A 17,466-nucleotide genomic window follows, 5' to 3' on the forward strand; every position below is an offset into this window, starting at 1 on the left:
CAGATACTACCGAGGGTTTTGGGGGGTCACCTACACTTATTCCGCGGGAGGATCAACGTAGGCCGCCTGGATGACCTCCTTACCGTCCGGTGAGACCAAAAGTGCCTGGCCAGGGGGCCTACGGCGCAGTTTGAACTCACTCGACGGGAACTCCGATTTCTCGCCCGACAGGAACATCGTCGGCGTTCCGGCGCCATACGCCGTACCGACGAACTTGTCCATCGTGGAACGGTGCGCCTGGCTCATCTGACACGTCACGATGATGTGCAGCCCGATGTCCGCGGCGGCCGGCAATAGCGGTGCCAACGGCGCCATCGGCGACCCCATACCGCTCGCCGCGACGATCATGTGCCAGTCGTCGACCAGCAGCACCACGTCCGGACCGCTCCACCAGGAGCGGGTGCGCAACTGCGACGTCGTGAGGTCCGGCGGTGGCAACCGCTTCTTCAGGTTGACCGCCAGCGCCTTGATGGACTCCTCCAACGCGGCGATGTTGCGGTTGATCGCACCCGCCGCGAGCAGATGCGTCTCCGGCACCGCGTCGAGCAGGCCCGAGCGGAAGTCGGCCAACATGAACCGCACCTGATCGGGGCTGTTGCGCTTGCAGATCGCCTCCGCCACCGCATGCGCGATGGTGGTCTTGCCCGACTTCGGCGCACCGAAGATGAGCTGGTGTGGCGTGTTGTACATGTGGTTGTACGCCACCGAGAGGTCGGATTCGCGCACGCCCACCGGCACCGTCCAGCGGGTCCGGTAGTCGTTCTCCGGTCCCGGCGGGGTCGGATCGAGTTCGTTCAGGTAGATCCGCTCGGGCAGCACGCGAACCCGCGGAGCCATATCCGTGTGCAGCGACGCGATGTGGTCGACAGCCGCGGTGATGGCCGGCACGAGGTCGTCGGCGCTGTGCACCCCGTCCATCCGGGGCACGCCGATCATCAGGTGGTGCTTCTCCATCGACACCGCGCGGCCGGGGCGATTCGGCGGGATGTCCCGGGTGATGCGGTCGATCTGCGTCTCGTTGACATCACCGAGCCGGAACTCGACCTTGGTGCCCAGGTAGTCACGGACACGGGATTTCAGTTCCGTCCAGCGCGGCGTCGAGATGATGACGTGCACCCCGAACGCCAGGCCCTGACCGGCAAGGTCCTGCACCACCGGCTCCAGGTCCGGGAACTCACCGATGAATGCCGGCCAGCCGTCGATGATCAGGTAGACGTCACCGAACGGATCCTGCGACGCCGGATGATTCGGATCTTCACGCAACTGCCGATAACTGGCGATCGACCCGATACGAAGCTCTTTGAAGGTCAACTCCCGTTGCCGTAGAACGGCTTTCATTTCCGCGACGACGCGCTGCACCCGGTCCGGTTCGGAACGGGTGGCGACGCCGCCGACGTGCGGCAGGTCCTCGAGATACATCAGGCCACCACCGCCGAGGTCGACGCAGTAGAACTGCACCTGCCTGGGGGAGTGGGTCGCGGCCGCCGACAGCACCAGCGTCTGCAGGAAGGTCGACTTCCCGGTCTGCGGCGCACCGCCGACCGCGATGTTGCCACCGGCCGCCGACGTGTCGATACCCCACACTTCCTGCTTGTGGCGACGCGGCTCGTCCATGATGCCCAGGCCGAACCGCAACGGGGCACGCTGGTCACGCTCCACCAGTTCATTGACCGGCAGTGGATCCAGCAGCGGCGGCAGCCACATCTTGTACGCCCGGCTCTCACCGGTCGTCAGCTGGTTCAGCACCACTTCACGCAGCGCGCGCTGCTCGGTATTCGTCATCGCCCGATCCCCGAATCTGCCATCGGCGCGGCGGTGAACGGCCGAATCCGGAAGTTGTTCTGCGCCACCACTCGTGGCGCGTCGTCACCGTCGTCGTTCTCCGCTGCCGTCGGCACATAGGTGCCGCCGGTGTAGATGCTCTTGAACTTGACCGGATCCTCCATGCCGACCCGGAGGAAGCCGACGCCGCTCTCCTTGTTGGTGATGTACTGCGCCTCGGGCGTACCGATCACCGCCTTGGATTCGGCGGAGCTGGTGGTACGCAACGCGATTCGGTACGTCAGGTTGGGCTCCAGTTTGTCGATGCGGGCGCCACCGGTGTTGAGTGACTGCGTCGCCAGCAGCAGGTGCACGCGCAGCGACCGGCCCACGCGGCAGATGCGGTCGAACAGTGCGATGAAGTCCGGGTGATTCTGCAGCAACTCCGCGAACTCGTCGACGACGACGAAAAGCGTTGGGAGCGGCGGCAGATCGGCCCCGCGCTCGCGGTACTTCTCGTACTCGGCGACGCCCGACAGCGCGCCGGCCGCGCCGACCTGCATACCGGCCTGTCGCAGGATGTTCTGCCGGCGGTCCAGTTCACCGGTGAGCACCTCACCCATACGACCGACGAGTTCGGCTTCCTCTTCCATGTTGGTGACAACGGCCGCCGTGTGCGGCAGCTTCTCCATACCGAGGAACGTCGAACCACCCTTGAAGTCGGTAAGCAGCAGGTTGATCTGATCCGGATGGTGCGTCGCAACCAGCGAAAGGATCAGCGTGCGAAGGAATTCCGATTTACCGGAACCCGTCGTACCGATCAGCATGCCGTGCGGACCGGCACCGAACTCGGCGCCTTCCTTGATGTCGAGATACATGATCTCGCCATTCTTGAGCTGGTGGCCGAACGGAATCCGCAACCGATCCTGATCCGTATCCGAGTACATCCGCCAACGTCGCGGCGTGACCTCCTCGACGCTGCGCGCGCCGACCAGGTGGTGCCACTCGCTCGACACCTTCTTCTGGACACGGGTGCCCTTGTCGATGATCGTGCCGGTGATGGACCATCCCGCAAGCTTGCGCGCCAACCGGCCCGCCGACGTCGGGGTCACCGAGTCGGTCACGGTGGTCACCTCACGCCAAGGCTGGGACGCCGTACGGTCCTCGCACGAGCCATCCGGATTCACCTTGATGCGGTAGCCCGACCGGTGGTTGCCCTTCGTTATGACGGTGACGCCGGCCCGGCCGTCGACCGGGAAGCCGGCCTTGCCGCCGGTCAGGTCGACCACCAGCACATAGGGACCGGAAGGCGGCGCGTCGGCGCTGTGCGGACCACGCGCCGTCAGGTCGGCCAACCCGTCGGGCTTGGTGAATACCAGGCGCTTGGGTCCGGCGTCGTCGAACTCGGTCTGGCTCTGCACATGTGGCAGCCACTTGAGCCACGCCCAGTCGGGATCGTCGAGATCCTCCATCAACACCCGGATCTGCAGCAGGTCCGGCGGATGGAAGACCGCCAGGTGGCAGATCATGGCGGCGAGCAGACCCCGCGACCCTTCCGGATCACCACCGATCGCGATGGTCGGGTAGCTCTTGAGGATCACCAGCTTCGGGCAGTCGTGCACGAGACCGTGGGTGCGCAGGAACTTCGTCACCCACATGTGGCTGACCGGTTCCAGGTGAGCCTGGGGTGCGGCCATCGGGCCCGCCAGGTCCGACCCGATGTTCGGCTTGAGCAGCCGGTCGACCGCCGCCTGCGCGCCGATACCGATGCGGGCGCCCATGAAGAAATCGGCGTTGTTGCCGCTGACACTGCGGGACCACTGTCGTTGTGTCCCGACGATGGACAGCAGGTCCTCGGGATGCGGTGCGTGGTAACTGAAGAACGTGACCTGAGCGTCGGCAGACGATGTCACGCGCGTCCGCAGGCCGGCCAGGTACCGCAGATACTCCTTGCGATCCTCGTTGATCTCCGGCACCTTCTTGCCGCCGCCACCGCCGCTGGCCATGTAGCCGACGGTGCCCATGATCATCATCAGCGGCATCATCAGCATGTACGGCGACAGCTGGCGGACGCCGGTGAAGATCATGATCGCGATCATTCCGAGCATGCCGCCACCCATGACATACGGCATCGCCTTCTGCATGCCGGACGCGGGGATTTCGATGCCCAGGTCGTCGGGCGGCGTCACGTTGATCTCGCCCGGCGTCAGACGCGGGCCGCGCTTCATCGACGGGGTGAATTTCTTGGTCGTCATGACGCACCTCCCGGATGCGGCTGAGCCGCGGCCTCGTCGTTGCCGCCACCCACCCTCCGCGGTTTCGGATCCGCCGGCAGCGTGTCGTGTTCGAGCAACGCCGCCTCCTTCGACAGGACCGGGCCTTCCATCAGCAGGCCGACCACCTGCCACGGCGCCGTGGTGGCGCCGCTGAGGCCGAGGGCCTTGGCCGTGTCGTCATTGGCTATCCCGTACCGGACGCCCTGGGCGTCGACGTAGTACCGGGCCTCGCCGTAGCGCGGGTCGGGCGACTGCAGCCGGATGTACTGCCCACCGTCGATGTAGACGGTGGCGTCGCCGCTGATCTGCTTGATGCCGTTGCCCATCGAGCTCGCCGGGATGGGCAGGTGCCGGCCGACGATCACGGTGGTCTTGGCACCCTGGTCACCGGCTTCGCGCTGCCACGACCAGCACACCGTCGGATCGTCCTGCGGCAGCAACATCGTCATGGGCTTTGCAGGCAGCGGTGAGGTGTAGGTCTGCTCGGGGATCTTCGCGACGACACTGGATTCCACCGACGGCGGCGAGATCAGGCCGTACGAGTTCGTGGCCCGCAGCGCAGCCGCCGTGGTGTCGTTGACCTTCGCGACGCCGTCCGGCAGCACGACGTACTGCTGCTTGCTGTTGTCGGTGATGGTCTGGAACACCGTGCCGTTCACCAGATTCGGCGGCAGGCCGACGGTGTTGGGCGCCCCCGCCGCCGGGATCGGGGCCAAGGCCCAGGGCCCGACGTTCGGCAGTGCGTTGAACAGGCCCGACGAGATGGGCGCCGACTTCGAACCGACCGGAATTCCCACGGCAGAGGTCAGCGCGCGGTCGGCCAGGTCGATCGAATGCCGTCCGTCCTTGGTGATGAGCCAGGTCTTGTCCTGGTACTTGACCAGCACGCCCTGATCTGGCCGGATGGGGCCGACGCCGCCGCCCAGAACGACGGGTTCGACGAGCACCGAGGTCTCGACGGTCGGGGTGACGCTCTCGGGCTTGGTGACGGTGTCGCACACCGACCAGGTGCCCGACGTGCCGTTCACCGGCGTCGCGTAGGGCGCACCGGGGATGCCGATGGGTTGGCCCTTCGGCATCTTGGACAGTTCCGCAGGCTTGACGACCTGCGGCTCACCGGTGTGGCCGAGAACCAGCCGCGCCGACGTCAGGTTGTAGACCGGACGGATCTGCCCCGAGCCCCCGGGCATCACCACATACAGCTGGTTCGTGCTGCGGTCGACGAGCAGCGAGTCCCCGCCGCGCTTACCTTGCGGTTTGAAGTACGCCAGCATCGCCGCACCGAGACAGACAATGACCGCGACGACGATGCCTGCGGACACCGACCGGCTGTAGAACTGCAGCGGGTCGTCGAACATCCGGGTGTCGCGCCGCACGATGGCGTGCTCGACGCGGCGGAGCAGGAAGCGCCAGCCGCTGACCTGAACCTTGGTGGTGAGCCGGAAATCAGCCATCGGTTATTCGCCGATACTCAGGCGCCGATGCACCCCGCTGATCGCGGAAGCCATGTCGTCGCCGGTGATCTCGCCGAGCGCTTCGACGCTCAGGCTCTCGATGTCCATCGAGCGGGCGAGGCGCATGTCGCGGGCCTGCTCACCGGCCTCGACCAGCTGGCGCGCATAGCGGCCGTTACCCGCGATGTCGATGGCCGGCTTGCCGTTCAGCTCGTGCTGGTACAGCGTGGTCGCCGCTTCCAGCACCTGCTTGGCCGCTTCGTCGTTGATCAGCGAATCATTGCTCTTGGCAATGACTTTCGCGATTTCGACGATCTCCTCGGGGGAGTAGGACTCGAACTCGATACGGGTGGCGAAGCGGGAGCGGAGACCGTCGTTGGCTTCCAGCAGCCGGTCGATGTCCGAGCTGTAGCCCGCGATGATGACGACCAGCCGGTCGCGGTCGTTCTCCATACGGGCCAGCAGGGTGTCGATGGCTTCCGAGCCGAAGGCGTCACCGCCCTGCAGTCCGTCCTGGATCAGCGTGTAGGCCTCGTCGATGAACAGCACGCCGCCAAGGGCCCGGTCGATGACCTTGGACGTCTTCACGGCGGTATGGCCGAGGTACTCGCCGACGAAGTCCTTGCGGGACGTCTCGATGAGCTTGGGCTCGGCGATGACCCCGAGACCGGCGAGGATGTTGGCGACCACGCGCGCGATGGTCGTCTTGCCGGTTCCCGGCGGTCCGGTGAAGATCATGTGCTTGGACTGCTGCGCGACCTTCATGCCACGCGCGGCCCGGATCTTCGCCATTTGCGTTGCGGCGCGGTAGGTCTCGATCTGCTCCTTGACCTTGGCCAGGCCGATCTGCCGGTCGAGTTCGGCCTGCGCGTCACTGAGCATCTTGTCGCGCGCCGAGGTGTCGGCCACGACGCTGTTCGGATCCCACTTGTCCGACCGAGCGGCGATCTTCTCTGTCGTGGTGGTCTGCAGCCGGTAGTTCGGATCGCGAAGCGCCTCAGCGACTTTCGGCTCGGGGAAGTTGGCCTGCAGCCATTCCAGCAGGCGACGGGCACCCTCTTCGTTGCCCTGCTCGCGGAACGTCATTGCCAGGTACCACGCGATGGGCCGGCCGCACGCCGTTCCGGCCGGCGATTCATTGGCTTCTGTCAGCTTGTCCTTGGCCTCGGTGAACAGGCCGAGGTTGGCTGCCGCGACGCCACGGGCCACGCCGGCGGCACCGGCCAGGAAGGCGTCCGGCCAGCTCTCCGAACCCCGGAGCACCTCCATGACATCGGTCCAGCGCTGACCGCCGGTGTAGATGACGGCCTTTACCCACGCCACCAAATGCTCCGAACCGCCGACCGCCGCGCCCTCCACGGCTTCCAGCGCGTCGGCGTAATTGCCCTCGGCCGCCTCGTTGACGGCGAACGCCAGCGTCAGCGCGAGGGGCGAGTTCACGGGATAGGTGATGTCGCCGAGCTCGCCGCCGATACGCACCCGGGCGTTGACCTGCGCCAGCGACACCTCGGCCTGGCCGGCGAGCATGCCGAGGTTGCCGCGTGAGTACCAAGCGCGGAACAACGTGGTCCGATCGGTGTCGCCGCAGCGAATGCGCCCGATCCAGGCGTCACACGCAGTCTCGTCGACCGACGTGATCTCACTGAACAGCTGCATCGAACGCGCCGGTGCGGTGTCCAGCATGCCGACGGCGTTGTTGAACATGGCGGCGAGTTGGTCACTCATTGGCGTCTACTTCCCCTGAATATCTGGTGGCAAAGATCTGGGCACGCGTCGCGGCGGCCTCTTCCGGCGACGGCAGGTCGAGACTGCGCGACAGGAAATCCTTGGCCTCGGCGCGGTCGTGGCCCAGTTCCCGTAGTCCCGAGTACATGACGTCGTATTGCGCCGACCTGCCGTCCTGGCGAGCGAGTCCGGCGATCACGAGAATCTCGTCCGCCAGTTCGACTTCGGTCATGTCGGTGACGCCCGGAGCTAGTCGGATGCGGTGGATCCGGCCGTCCATGAGGGCCGTGACGGTCACCGTCTGCGGCGGGTTGGTGACCGTGTACCCGAACGGGACAGGCGCGTCATCGGCGGACGGCGCATCGTCCTCGATGACCCCGGCGTCGGGAGTGACGACGTCGTCGTCGGCGTAGAGGTAGTCGAGCGCGCCGCCGAGATCATCGTCCGAGCCGTCGTCCGGATCGTCGCCCGACGGCTCGTCATCGAACCCGTCATCATGGTGGGCCGCCAACGTCAGTCCTGGTAATCGTCGCCGGCGGCGCCCGCCGAGGCCGTGTCGAACCAGGACCGCGACGGCAGGAACTCCAACAGCCCTTGCAGGGCGCGTTCGAGGTTCTCGTCGGTGCCCGCCAGGAAGCTGCCGTACAGCTCCCCGCTGACCTTGCGCGGCAGGGACACGATGCGGCCCAGCCGGGAGTCCAGAACGCCGGCGGCCACGTCGGCCTCACTGTGCGTGCCGCCCTCGTGCCGCTCGTTGGCGGTGAGCTCGACCCATGAGTCGGGATTGGCGATGAGTTCGGAATAGGTCCGCGCCGAGCTCAGGCTGATGCCGAACTGGGTGAGCTGGTCGGGGGTGCGGGCGTCGCTGAGCCGGCTGGTCGACGCGGTCAGCGGCTCGACGTTGGCGGGGTTGGCCGATCCGAGCACCGCATTGACCATGCCGGCCAGGCCCACCTGCGGGGCGACCCGCTGGATCACGATCATCTCGCCGTCGCGGGCCGCGACGACATGGCGTTCGCCCTTGCGACAGACCACGAACCGCAGCATCTTCCCGCCGACGTCGCGGCGCCACCAGCGGCCCTCGATGGTGCGGTCGGCGCGGCTGAGGGTGTCGACCATCGCGGCGACTTCCGGATGCGGGTTCCCGTAGATGTCGAGGACGCCCTGCGCCGTCAGATCCCGCCGCACCTGTTCCCAGACCCGGTCCCGAAGGTCCAGCTGGGGAATGTTCGGCCGGATGCCGAGGCTTATCGGGAAATCCATGAGCTCGAGCTTGTCGGCGATGACCAGCATGCCGTCGATGGTGACCTCGACCGCGATGACGTCGTCGATGCCGCCCGAGGCGGTGCTGGCCGCAGTGTACGGGCCGGTCACGACAACCGTCCCGGCGCCATAGCCGACCCAGACGTCCCGGCATCACGCCCGGCGCATGTGTCCACCCGCTGCATCTCGGCTCCACCCCCTGTTCCCGGCGCCAGGCGCCGGGCATCGCTGTCCTCCGTGACCATCTTGGTACGCCACCTGACGGACGGCAGGCCGATGGCCAAACTCCTACGCGAGTCACGGCATCTGACCTGCGCGGGCGGCCCCACACCACCCCCACAGCGCTTCCCCACAACCCGCATCGAGCCTACCAGCGGGTCCGCCGCCTGATCCGCACCAATTCACCGACGGCGCGCACTCAGTCGACGCGGTCGACACGCAGCGAAAAACGTTGGTGGACAACCCAATCAGCAGCACCGCAGCCAAGGGGCCCAGACGGTCGGCCGAACGGGCGCCGACGAAATTGGGCCCAGCCATCCCGCCGGCGGCGCCGGCGTGGTCGATACTGGGATGGCATCTGCGTCTTGGCACCTGCGTCGAGCGAACCGAGGAGAGAAAGCGCGTATTCGGTGACTGACCACTTCGAACCGCAGCACAACCCCCCGGAAAGCGCTTTCGCCGGCCATCCCGTGAACACGCCGCCGGCCTGGCCACGGGTAAATCCGGCCGGCAACACCGGCATGCAGCACACCGAACCGCTGCAGCGCAGGACCGGCTACCCACCGCAGCCCGGTCCCGTACCGCCGGGTCCGATGCAGCCCGGTCCGATGCAGCCGGGACCGCACCCGCACCAACCCTGGCCGCACGGTCCTCAGGGTCAGTTCACGCCACCCGGGTCGTACGCCGACGCCATCCGCCGCGACGACCTGCTCCGGACCCGCAAGCCCGAGCCTGGTCGCGGCTGGCGCAAGACGCTGTTCAAGGCGACGTTCGGGCTGGTCAACCTCGGTCCGTCACCCGACGAGATCCAGGAAGCACAGCAGATCAACCGGATCCGGTCGGCGCTGTCGGGTCACTACAAGGTCGGCGTGATGGGCAAGGGCGGCGTCGGCAAGACGACGGTGTCGGCCTCGATCGGGTCGCTGTTCGCCGAGCTCCGGCAGGAGGATCGGGTAGTGGCCGTCGATGCCGACACCGCGTTCGGCAAGCTCGGCAGCCGCGTCGACCCCAAGGCCCTGAGCTCGTACTGGGAGTTGGCGTCCGACCAGCACCTGGAGAGTTTCGCCGACATCCGCAACCGGGTCGGCAGCAATGCCGCCGGGCTGTTCGTGCTGGCCGGTGAGGCGAGCCCGGCCCGCCGCCGGGTGCTGGATCCCGCCGTCTACCGCGAGGCCGCCTCGCGGCTGGACCGCCATTTCACCATCTCGATCATCGACTGCAGCTCCACGATGGACAGCCCTGTCACGCAGGAGGTGCTGCGGGATCTGGATGCGCTCATCGTGGTGTCGTCGCCCTGGGTCGACGGTGCCGGCGCGGCCGGGCAGACGCTCGACTGGCTGGCGGCACACGGCCTCAATGGTCTCCTGCAGCGAACTGTGGTGGTACTCAACGATTCCGACGGCCACGCCGACAAACGCACCCGCTCGGTCCTGGCCCAGCAGTTCGCCGGGCAGGGGCAGGCCGTCGTCGAGGTACCGTTCGATGCGCACCTGCGGCCGGGCGGCGTCATCGCCGGCACCCGGGAAATGGCGCCGGCGACGCGGCGCAAATTCATCGAGATCGCAGCCGCGCTGGCGGCGAACTTCCCGACCGGTGACGATCGGCACCGCGACCGTTCCTGACGCTCGCGGCGGCTACACCAGCTGCACGAGCAGCTTTTCGACCAGCTCTTTGTCGTGGTCCGACACCGCCGCTTCGGCCTCGGCACCGACCACGACGGACTCGGGAACCCCGGCGGCCAGGGCCGTCTCCTGAATGGTCAGGTTGGCACCGCGGCGCGCTGCGTACAGCCGCTGCCCGAGCGTCGCGGTGGGCGCTTTCGCGCCGAGCAACGTCAGTTCGTCGATGCGGGCGCGCACCAGTCCCAACGCCTTGATCAACGGCGGCGATACCGGGCCGAGCCGGGCGGCGCTGGCGGCGACGGCCTCGAGTTGCCGCAGGTCGGACAGAATCTGCGTGACCCACGGCGTGAATTCAGAATCCTCGATCGCCGGCAGGGCGTCGGCCGTGGCTCCCAACGTGTTCACCGCGGCGACGACGGCCTGCGCGATCAGGGGAACCTCGCCCGCGTTGGTCAACGGCGGGGCTGGGGCAGCTTGTGCCTGAGGCGCCAACGGCACCTGCGTCGTCGGGACCGGCTCGCCGCTGCGGATCCGGGCGATGGTTCCCGGCGGCCACTGCAACACCTCTTCGAGACGCAGGCGCGTTCGTTCCCGCGGCCAGCTGCGGCCCTTTTCGAATGAGATCAGCGCTCCGGCGTTGATGATGCCGTCGGCCGCAAGGCTGCGCTGGCTGATGTCCAACTCGCGCCGCCGGGCGGCGGCGGCCGCACCGGCGCGCTCCATTCCGGGGTCGACTGCGGGCAGGGCGATGTATTCGGTGACGTCATCGGGATCGATGTTCGGCACCCGATGTCACCTCCCATCCCTTGCGGCCCGCGCTCAACACGAAATCCGGAGCACCGTCGGCAGTCCGATACAGCTTAACCCGTTCGGCCCCGCATAACTATTGCGTTAACGGTCACTGAACCGTATCGGTCTCGCGCCAAGCGCTTCAGTTAGACCGTACACCCTCCCCAAAGCACGACTTTCACCAATGTTATTCCGGACCATTCGGATGATTTTTGAGCCCTCGCAGCGCGCTGACCTGCGGATATATCTAACGCTACGGTTTAACTGTTGCATTACTGCAGTCTGGTGCTATAGATTCTTCCCAACCGCGACGGAACAGTCGCAGCGCAACAACAAAGGAGTACTCCGATGACCGCAATTGCCATGGACGGCCTGCCGCTCGGTGAGTGCACCCGGAGCCCGGAGCAGTGGACGACGATCGCCAGCGACGAGGCCAAGGCCCTCTGCCGCCAGTGCCCGCGCCGCTGGGCCTGCGCGCGTGACGCCGTCGAACTGCCCCGCGCCGAAGGCCTCTGGGCCGGCATCGTCATCCCGGCCGAGGAGGGTCGCGGCCGGACGTTCGCGATGAAGCAGCTGCGGTCCCTGGCCGAAGCCAACGGCTACCCGGTCCGCCGCCAGCGCCGCATCTTCCTCGAAGTCGCGTAGTACCCGCTTGCCCACGCTGCCGTTTGAGGGGGCGGCAGCGCGGGCGGCGGTTCTACGCAAGAGGGTTACCGTGGGTTCTATGGCCACTGCGAGCACGACCGACAAGACCGGAGCGCCGACCACAGTCACCGCCGAAGCCGGACGATTCACCATCGCCGTCGAAGGCAAGACGGTCGGGCTGATCGATTACATCGACCGGGGTGGCCGACGAATCTTCCCGCACACCGAAGTTCAGCCCGAGTACGGCGGCCGCGGGCTGGCGACGATCCTCGTCGCCGAGGCGTTGGACGCCACCCGTGCCGCAGGGTTACGCATCGTGCCGCAATGCTCGATGGTCAGCGGGTACATCGCCAAGCATCCCGAGTACGCGCCGCTGGTCGACCGGGCCTGAGTGGTTTGGGCGCGCTCCGTATCGGAGAGTGATACGGGGCGCGCCGAGATCACTGCTGGTTCAGGTACTGCGCGGTCGAGCCGCTGATCGGCATGTCGGGCATGCCGAGTTTGCGGTGGTCCCAGCTGCGCATGCGGCTCGGCACGACCCGGACCGCGACGCGGTTGTTCATCATCTGATCGACGAACGGGCGCATCTCGTCGGTGTAGGGGCCGGTGTACCGCTCCCACACACTGATGCCGACGCGCAGACAGGTGTCGGGATCCTCGACGATCTCGGCGGTCCCGTCGATCGACACACCTCGCAGGGTGCCGTAGGTGTCACCATCCTCGATCATCACGGTGATGGTCGGATCCCGGCGCAGGTTGACCGCCTTCTGCGACTTGGCCTTGGTCTCGAACCAGATTTCGCCGTCGAGCACGGCGTACCACATGGCCACCAGGTGCGGCCGGCCGTCGGCCAGGACGGTGGCCATGGTCGCGGTCCGGCTGCGATCGATGAACTCGACGATTTCGTCGTCGGTCATGACGATCTTCTTGCGCTCGTTCTGTCCCACGCTCTTATGCCTATCAGGCCGCACCTGGAGGCGGTTACCCGGCCTGCAGCGCCGCGATCGCCGGGCCGAACATCGTCGCCTTGATGGCGGCCATGGTCTGGGAATCCTTGCCAGCCACTGGAATCACGAGATCCACTGCGGAGGAGACCACCGCGTCCTCGGCCGCGGCCAGCTCCACGAGTCCGTACTTGGCGGCGTCGTCGCCGCCGAAGCGCCGTCCGGTGGTCATCGACGCGATGGCCGCCTGCGGCGTCAGCTTGGCCTGGATCAGCGCGGCCATACCGGGCGTGAACGGAATCCGGATGTCGACCTCGGGGAAACAGAAGAACCCGCGGTCAGCGCGCATGGTCCGGTAGTCGTGGGCCATGGCGAGCATCGCACCGGCGCCGAAGGCGTGTCCGTTGACCGCGGCGGCCGTCGGGATCGGCAGCGTCAGCACCCGCGCGAACAGGGCGTGCACCCGCCCGACGTAGGACTGCATCTGGTCGCCGTGCGCCATCAGCCAGTCGAGATCCAGGCCGTTGGAGTAGAACTTGCCGGCGCCGGTGGTCACGAGTCCCTGGGCGCCGCCCGCGACGAGATCGTCGATGGCACCGTTGATGTCGTCGAGAAAGCCCAGCGAGAAGCGGTTCTCGTCATCGCCGAGGTTGAGAACGGCGATCTTGTCCTGGTAGCTGACGGTGATGCTCATGGTTGTTTCCTCCTGGTTGGGGTGGGTTCGTCGGCGAGGACGGCACGGACGGCTGCGGTCAGCCGATCACGTGCCCAGCTGTTGCTGATTCTGTTGCGGGACAAGATGATTGCGGTCGGCAGGTCGACGATGCACACCGTGATGGCATCGACCGCCGCACCGTCGCGCCGGTCCCAGAGGTGCGACGACAGCCGCATCATCAGGTCGATCAGCTGACGGTCGAGGTCTTTGAGTTCGGCCGCCAGGGACGCCGGCAGGTCGGGTCCGAGCAATTGATCGCGCTGCACCCGCCACACCAGTTGGGCCGACTGCCGCTGCCGCTCGTAGAACACCGCGGGAGCCTGCGCGGCGGCGACGACGGCGTCCACGGGGTCGGCGGCGTCATTGGCCAGCGCGGCGTCGACCAATTCTGTTTGCACATCGAGGAATCGGCGTGCGGCACGCAGCCAGGTGCGGGCGACGAGCTCGGTTCGCGAGCCGAAGTTGTGATAGATCGCGCCGTTGGAGACGCCGGCCGCGGCGGCCACCGAACGGGTGGTGACACCGGCCGGCCCGGCCTCGACGGCCAGCGATTCGGCAGCGTCGAGCACCGAGTCGAGGTCATACACACGAGGCCGGGGCACCGGCTCACCATAACAGAGCAATCGCTCCGTTACTACGCAGCAGGGGTGTCGCCGGTTACGGCGGATAGATCTGCTTGATGGTCCCGTCGGCGTTGACCTGCATGTATCCGGTTCCGGGCGCCGTGGAGTGGATCGCGAGCCCCAGACCGCCGCCCTCTTCGCCCTCGATGATGAGGTACAGCTGCGAGCCGGGTTCCGCACCCAGCTGCTGCGGTGCACCGGCCATGGTGGCGGCCACCGCCTGCGCGTTGATCGCGCCGAGGTCCGCCAGCACGTCGAACGAACTGGTGCTGGTGTCCGAGCCCCACTTGTTCCAGCTGCCGCCGCGGTACATGAAGCTCTGATCGACGTGCTTGTTCGTGGGGGAGACGCGATCCATGACCGCGTAATCGGGGTAGACCACGAGCTTGAATCCCATGGCGTCGCCGAACTTCGCCTTGATGGTCCCGATCAGGTTGGTCAGACCGTCGGCGGTCTGCAGCTGACTCGGTCCCGCCGGCGTCGACGCCGCGGTCGAGGCGGGAGTCGACATCGAACCCGTCGGGTACCCGGCGGTGCCACCGGGACCGGTGGGCATCGACGGAAACAGTTGTGCGCTGGGCTGATTGGACGCCTGAGGCTGGTCGCCCGAACCGCTGTCGGGCCACATCACGTACGCGATGCCGGCGCCCCCGAGGACGACGATCGTGACCAAAGCCGCGACGATAACCACCGCCGAGTTGCGCCACCATGATTGGGCCGGTTGGTTGTTCGCCAGCTGCGGCGGCGACCACTGCGCGGATCCGGCACCCAGACCTTGCGCCGGCGTCGCGTACTGCGTGTGCGCGTGCGCCGGGTAGGACTCGGGGCCGGTCGTGGGGTAGGGGACCGAAGGGGCGGCCCACGCCGGCGGCGGTGTCTGCTGAGCGGGCTGACCGAGCTGAGCGGGCTGCGCCGGTCCGGTCAGCGCGGAACGCGCGGCGTTGGCAAGGTCTTTCGTTGTGGCGTAGCGCAATTCGGGATCCTTCGCCATGCCGGTGGCGATGACCTGATCCATGTATGCCGAAATCCCCGGCCGCATGGTCGACGGCCGTGGCGGATCCGAATAGAGGTGGCTGGTGATCTGCCGCTCCATGCTGTCGCCCGGAAATGGCGGTGCTCCGGTCAGGCATTCGTGCAGGACGCACGTCAGCGCATAGATGTCGGACCGCGCGTCGCACCGGTCGCTGGTGAAGCGCTCGGGTGCCATGTAGGCGACGGTGCCGATGGTGGCACCGGTGTGGGTCAGTTTGGTCTCGCCTGCAGCGCGGGCGATGCCGAAGTCGATTAGGTACGCGAAATCGTCTGGCGTGACCAGGATGTTGGCGGGTTTCACGTCGCGGTGCACCAGCCCCACGCCATGCGCGGCGCCGAGCGCGGCAGCAATCTGCTCGACGATCGAGACCGCGCGGTCGGGTGCCAGTGGGCCGTCGGCCAACAGCTGCTGGACGGTCTTGCCGTCGATCAGCCGCATCGTCACGAACAGCCGGTCGTCGATCTCACCGAAGTCGTGGATCGGCACGATATGCGGCTCGTCGAGCCCGGCCGCGGCGTGGGCCTCCCTGCGGAAACGCACCTGGTACTGCTCGTCGTCGGCGAAGGTCGGCGGCAGCACCTTCATCGCGACGACGCGCTTCATGGTGGTGTCGTAAGCCTTCCAGACCTCACCCATGCCGCCACGACCGAGCAGCTCAATCAGCCGGTACCGGCCGAACGGTGTCCCTTCCACCGGCTAACCATAAGAGGCGGCGGCGTCCGCTGCCCAGCGAATGGTTAGGCGCGCACCCTGCGGCGATAGGTGACCTTGTCGAATTCCCGGCCGTGTTCGTCGACCGCGGTGACGTCCATTTCGCTCAGCAGCTGCCCGGGCCTGACATCGACGCGGATGAAGGCGTAGTTGCGGAAACGCACGCGCGACCAGCCGACCGCCTCCGCCTTCTTCTTCCCTTCAGCAGTCCAGACATAGCTGTTCGGGACGAAGGTGTCGGGAGCTTCGTGGCCGCGGTAGCTCTCGGGCTCACCGGGCTGGAAGCCGTATCGGGGCCGGCCGGCGCAGCCCACGGTGTAGTAGACGGTGCCGTCGGTTTCCGCGTCGACCGTCGAATTGTCGCCGGCGACCTTGGTGGGGCGGTCGCCGCGGATCGGGTCCGTGCGCTCGTAGACGTGGTTGTGTCCCTGCAGCACGAGATCGACCTGATACCGGTCGAACAACTCGCACCAGGCCACCCGCACACCGCCGTCGCTGGCGTGCGAGTCGGTGGTCGAGTACGCGCAGTGGTGGAAGAAGCACACGATGAAGTCGATGTTGGGGTCGGCGCGGTAGGCGGCCAGGGTGCGCTCGACCCAGGAGTTCTGGGTGCCGTCGGAATAGCCGGTGTTGGAACGGATTTCGAAGCTCACGTCGTTGGCGTCCAGTGACAGCACCGCGACGTTGCCGTAGGTGAACGAATAGACCGACGGGCACGCCGCCGGCCCGTTGTCCGGAAAGTCCATGCGCGCCAGGTGACCGCCGTAACCGTGACTCGGATACGAGGCCTCCATGTCGTGGTTACCGGTCGCGAACATCCACGGCGTGCTCGCCGCACTGGCCTCGATGGAGCCCAGATAGACGTCCCAGACGAACGGGTTGTACTTGTCGAAGCCGTGCGCGGCCTTGCCCCCGGACGGGACGAACGACAGCGGCTTGCCGCCGCCGGACGGGTCGGCATACGCGATATCCCCGGCCAGCAGATGGAATTCGGGGTTGGACGCGACGATCTGATTGAACACGTTGGCGGTGTGCGGGACGTCGGGCTCGTTGTCCGGCTTGTAATAGCTGTCGTCGTAGTCGCCGCGTTTGAGCCCGGCAGGCTGGCGCGGTATGTCATCGGTGCCCTGGTCACCCATCATGGTGAACCGGAACGGCGCCAATGTCTTTCGCACGCTGGGCATCGCCGTCTTGGCCGACCGCACGTCGCTGACGAAGCCGTCCTCGGTGCGCCACCGGTAGAAATGCGCGCTGCCACCGGGCAATCCGTCGACGGGAACATGGGCGTAGAACTGCTCGGCCGCAAGGACACCGCGATCGCTGGTCGGGATCTGCGTGACGAGGTTGCGCACCTCGGCCTCGACGGTCGCGCCCAACTGATCGGTGGGCCCGTGGTCGACGAACACTCTGGTGCCACCGGGATTTCGCGACAACTGCGCGGCCAGCCGCAGCTGGCTGTCCGCGTCGCCGCCGAAACCGACCCGGCGGTTGGCCACGCTCAGCGGCGCGTCCTGTGCGTAGGCGCGGCGCCCGAACGGCGCCAGGCCCAGGGCCGCCACCGCCGCGGCGGCCGCCGATCCGCGCAGGAAATTCCGTCGCGATACGCGGTGCCGGCGCAGGTACTGCTGGTGCCAGTCGTACTGCTCGGCGATGGTCATGGTCGTCGACAAGTTGTCGGGGATACCA

Annotated in this window: 15 protein-coding genes; 3 read left to right on the forward strand and 12 right to left on the reverse strand. The window is 67.0% G+C overall.

Annotation, left to right across the window (positions count from 1 at the left end; genetic code table 11):
* Positions 1–36: 36 nt before the first annotated feature.
* From eccCb to VXD91_RS23515, 6 genes are read right to left on the reverse strand one after another with little or no spacing between them, the layout of a single operon-like run.
* On the reverse strand, positions 37–1,782 hold the full coding sequence (gene eccCb / locus VXD91_RS23490) for a type VII secretion protein EccCb (protein ID WP_064858597.1): 1,746 nt from the start codon (positions 1,780–1,782) through the stop codon (positions 37–39).
* Positions 1,779–4,016: a type VII secretion protein EccCa gene (gene eccCa, locus VXD91_RS23495; protein WP_064858598.1), complete on the reverse strand. Its 2,238-nt coding sequence runs from the start codon at positions 4,014–4,016 to the stop codon at positions 1,779–1,781. The genes eccCb and eccCa overlap by 4 nt, the downstream gene beginning before the upstream one ends.
* Entirely contained in the window at positions 4,013–5,491 is a 1,479-nt protein-coding gene (gene eccB, locus VXD91_RS23500) for a type VII secretion protein EccB (RefSeq protein ID WP_346416586.1), read from the reverse strand. Before eccB ends, eccCa begins: the two co-directional genes overlap by 4 nt.
* A 3-nt stretch (positions 5,492–5,494) precedes the next feature.
* The gene (gene eccA / locus VXD91_RS23505; RefSeq protein ID WP_212807846.1) at positions 5,495–7,216 is read right to left on the reverse strand and encodes a type VII secretion AAA-ATPase EccA; all 1,722 of its coding nucleotides are present in this window, start codon (positions 7,214–7,216) and stop codon (positions 5,495–5,497) included.
* Entirely contained in the window at positions 7,209–7,727 is a 519-nt protein-coding gene (locus VXD91_RS23510) for a YbaB/EbfC family DNA-binding protein (RefSeq protein WP_346416587.1), read from the reverse strand. The genes eccA and VXD91_RS23510 overlap by 8 nt, the downstream gene beginning before the upstream one ends.
* 2 nt (positions 7,728–7,729) lie before the next feature.
* Positions 7,730–8,590 carry an ESX secretion-associated protein EspG gene (locus VXD91_RS23515; protein WP_212807844.1) on the reverse strand — a complete coding sequence of 287 codons (861 nt, stop codon included), beginning with the start codon at positions 8,588–8,590 and terminating at the stop codon, positions 7,730–7,732.
* 518 nt (positions 8,591–9,108) lie between these two features.
* Between VXD91_RS23515 and VXD91_RS23520 the strand changes: the two genes are divergently transcribed.
* Positions 9,109–10,320, forward strand: coding sequence for a MinD/ParA family protein (locus tag VXD91_RS23520; RefSeq protein WP_346416588.1), 1,212 nt, complete (start codon positions 9,109–9,111; stop codon positions 10,318–10,320).
* Positions 10,321–10,332: 12 nt separating this feature from the next.
* Here the strand turns inward: VXD91_RS23520 and VXD91_RS23525 are convergent, their stop codons facing one another.
* Positions 10,333–11,043 carry a transcriptional regulator gene (locus tag VXD91_RS23525; protein ID WP_318985911.1) on the reverse strand — a complete coding sequence of 237 codons (711 nt, stop codon included), beginning with the start codon at positions 11,041–11,043 and terminating at the stop codon, positions 10,333–10,335.
* 414 nt (positions 11,044–11,457) lie between these two features.
* Here VXD91_RS23525 and VXD91_RS23530 point away from each other — a divergent pair, with 414 nt between their 5' ends.
* Together VXD91_RS23530 and VXD91_RS23535 are read left to right on the forward strand one after the other, a co-directional pair.
* A complete protein-coding gene (locus tag VXD91_RS23530) occupies positions 11,458–11,754 on the forward strand; it encodes a WhiB family transcriptional regulator (protein ID WP_212807842.1) in 297 nt (98 codons plus the stop codon).
* A gap of 79 nt (positions 11,755–11,833) precedes the next feature.
* Entirely contained in the window at positions 11,834–12,145 is a 312-nt protein-coding gene (locus tag VXD91_RS23535) for a GNAT family N-acetyltransferase (RefSeq protein ID WP_212807841.1), read from the forward strand.
* Positions 12,146–12,194: 49 nt separating this feature from the next.
* On the opposite strand, the gene VXD91_RS23540 is transcribed toward VXD91_RS23535, so the two are convergent.
* The 5 genes from VXD91_RS23540 to VXD91_RS23560 are packed head-to-tail and all read right to left on the reverse strand — an operon-like array spanning position 12,195 to position 17,438.
* Positions 12,195–12,701 carry a PPOX class F420-dependent oxidoreductase gene (locus tag VXD91_RS23540; protein ID WP_212807840.1) on the reverse strand — a complete coding sequence of 169 codons (507 nt, stop codon included), beginning with the start codon at positions 12,699–12,701 and terminating at the stop codon, positions 12,195–12,197.
* Between the two features lie 34 nt (positions 12,702–12,735).
* Positions 12,736–13,392, reverse strand: a complete 657-nt coding sequence (locus VXD91_RS23545; protein WP_318985892.1) for an enoyl-CoA hydratase-related protein — start codon at positions 13,390–13,392, stop codon at positions 12,736–12,738.
* The gene (locus tag VXD91_RS23550; RefSeq protein WP_346416589.1) at positions 13,389–14,015 is read right to left on the reverse strand and encodes a helix-turn-helix domain-containing protein; all 627 of its coding nucleotides are present in this window, start codon (positions 14,013–14,015) and stop codon (positions 13,389–13,391) included. Before VXD91_RS23550 ends, VXD91_RS23545 begins: the two co-directional genes overlap by 4 nt.
* Before the next feature lie 55 nt (positions 14,016–14,070).
* Positions 14,071–15,762 (reverse strand): protein kinase, encoded by a 1,692-nt coding sequence (locus VXD91_RS23555; protein ID WP_346416590.1) that lies wholly within the window; start codon positions 15,760–15,762, stop codon positions 14,071–14,073.
* Between the two features lie 44 nt (positions 15,763–15,806).
* Positions 15,807–17,438 carry a metallophosphoesterase gene (locus VXD91_RS23560; protein ID WP_318985910.1) on the reverse strand — a complete coding sequence of 544 codons (1,632 nt, stop codon included), beginning with the start codon at positions 17,436–17,438 and terminating at the stop codon, positions 15,807–15,809.
* Positions 17,439–17,466: the final 28 nt, after the last annotated feature.

This window comes from Mycobacterium sp. SM3041 (assembly GCF_039668335.1).
Lineage (GTDB): Bacteria > Actinomycetota > Actinomycetes > Mycobacteriales > Mycobacteriaceae > Mycobacterium.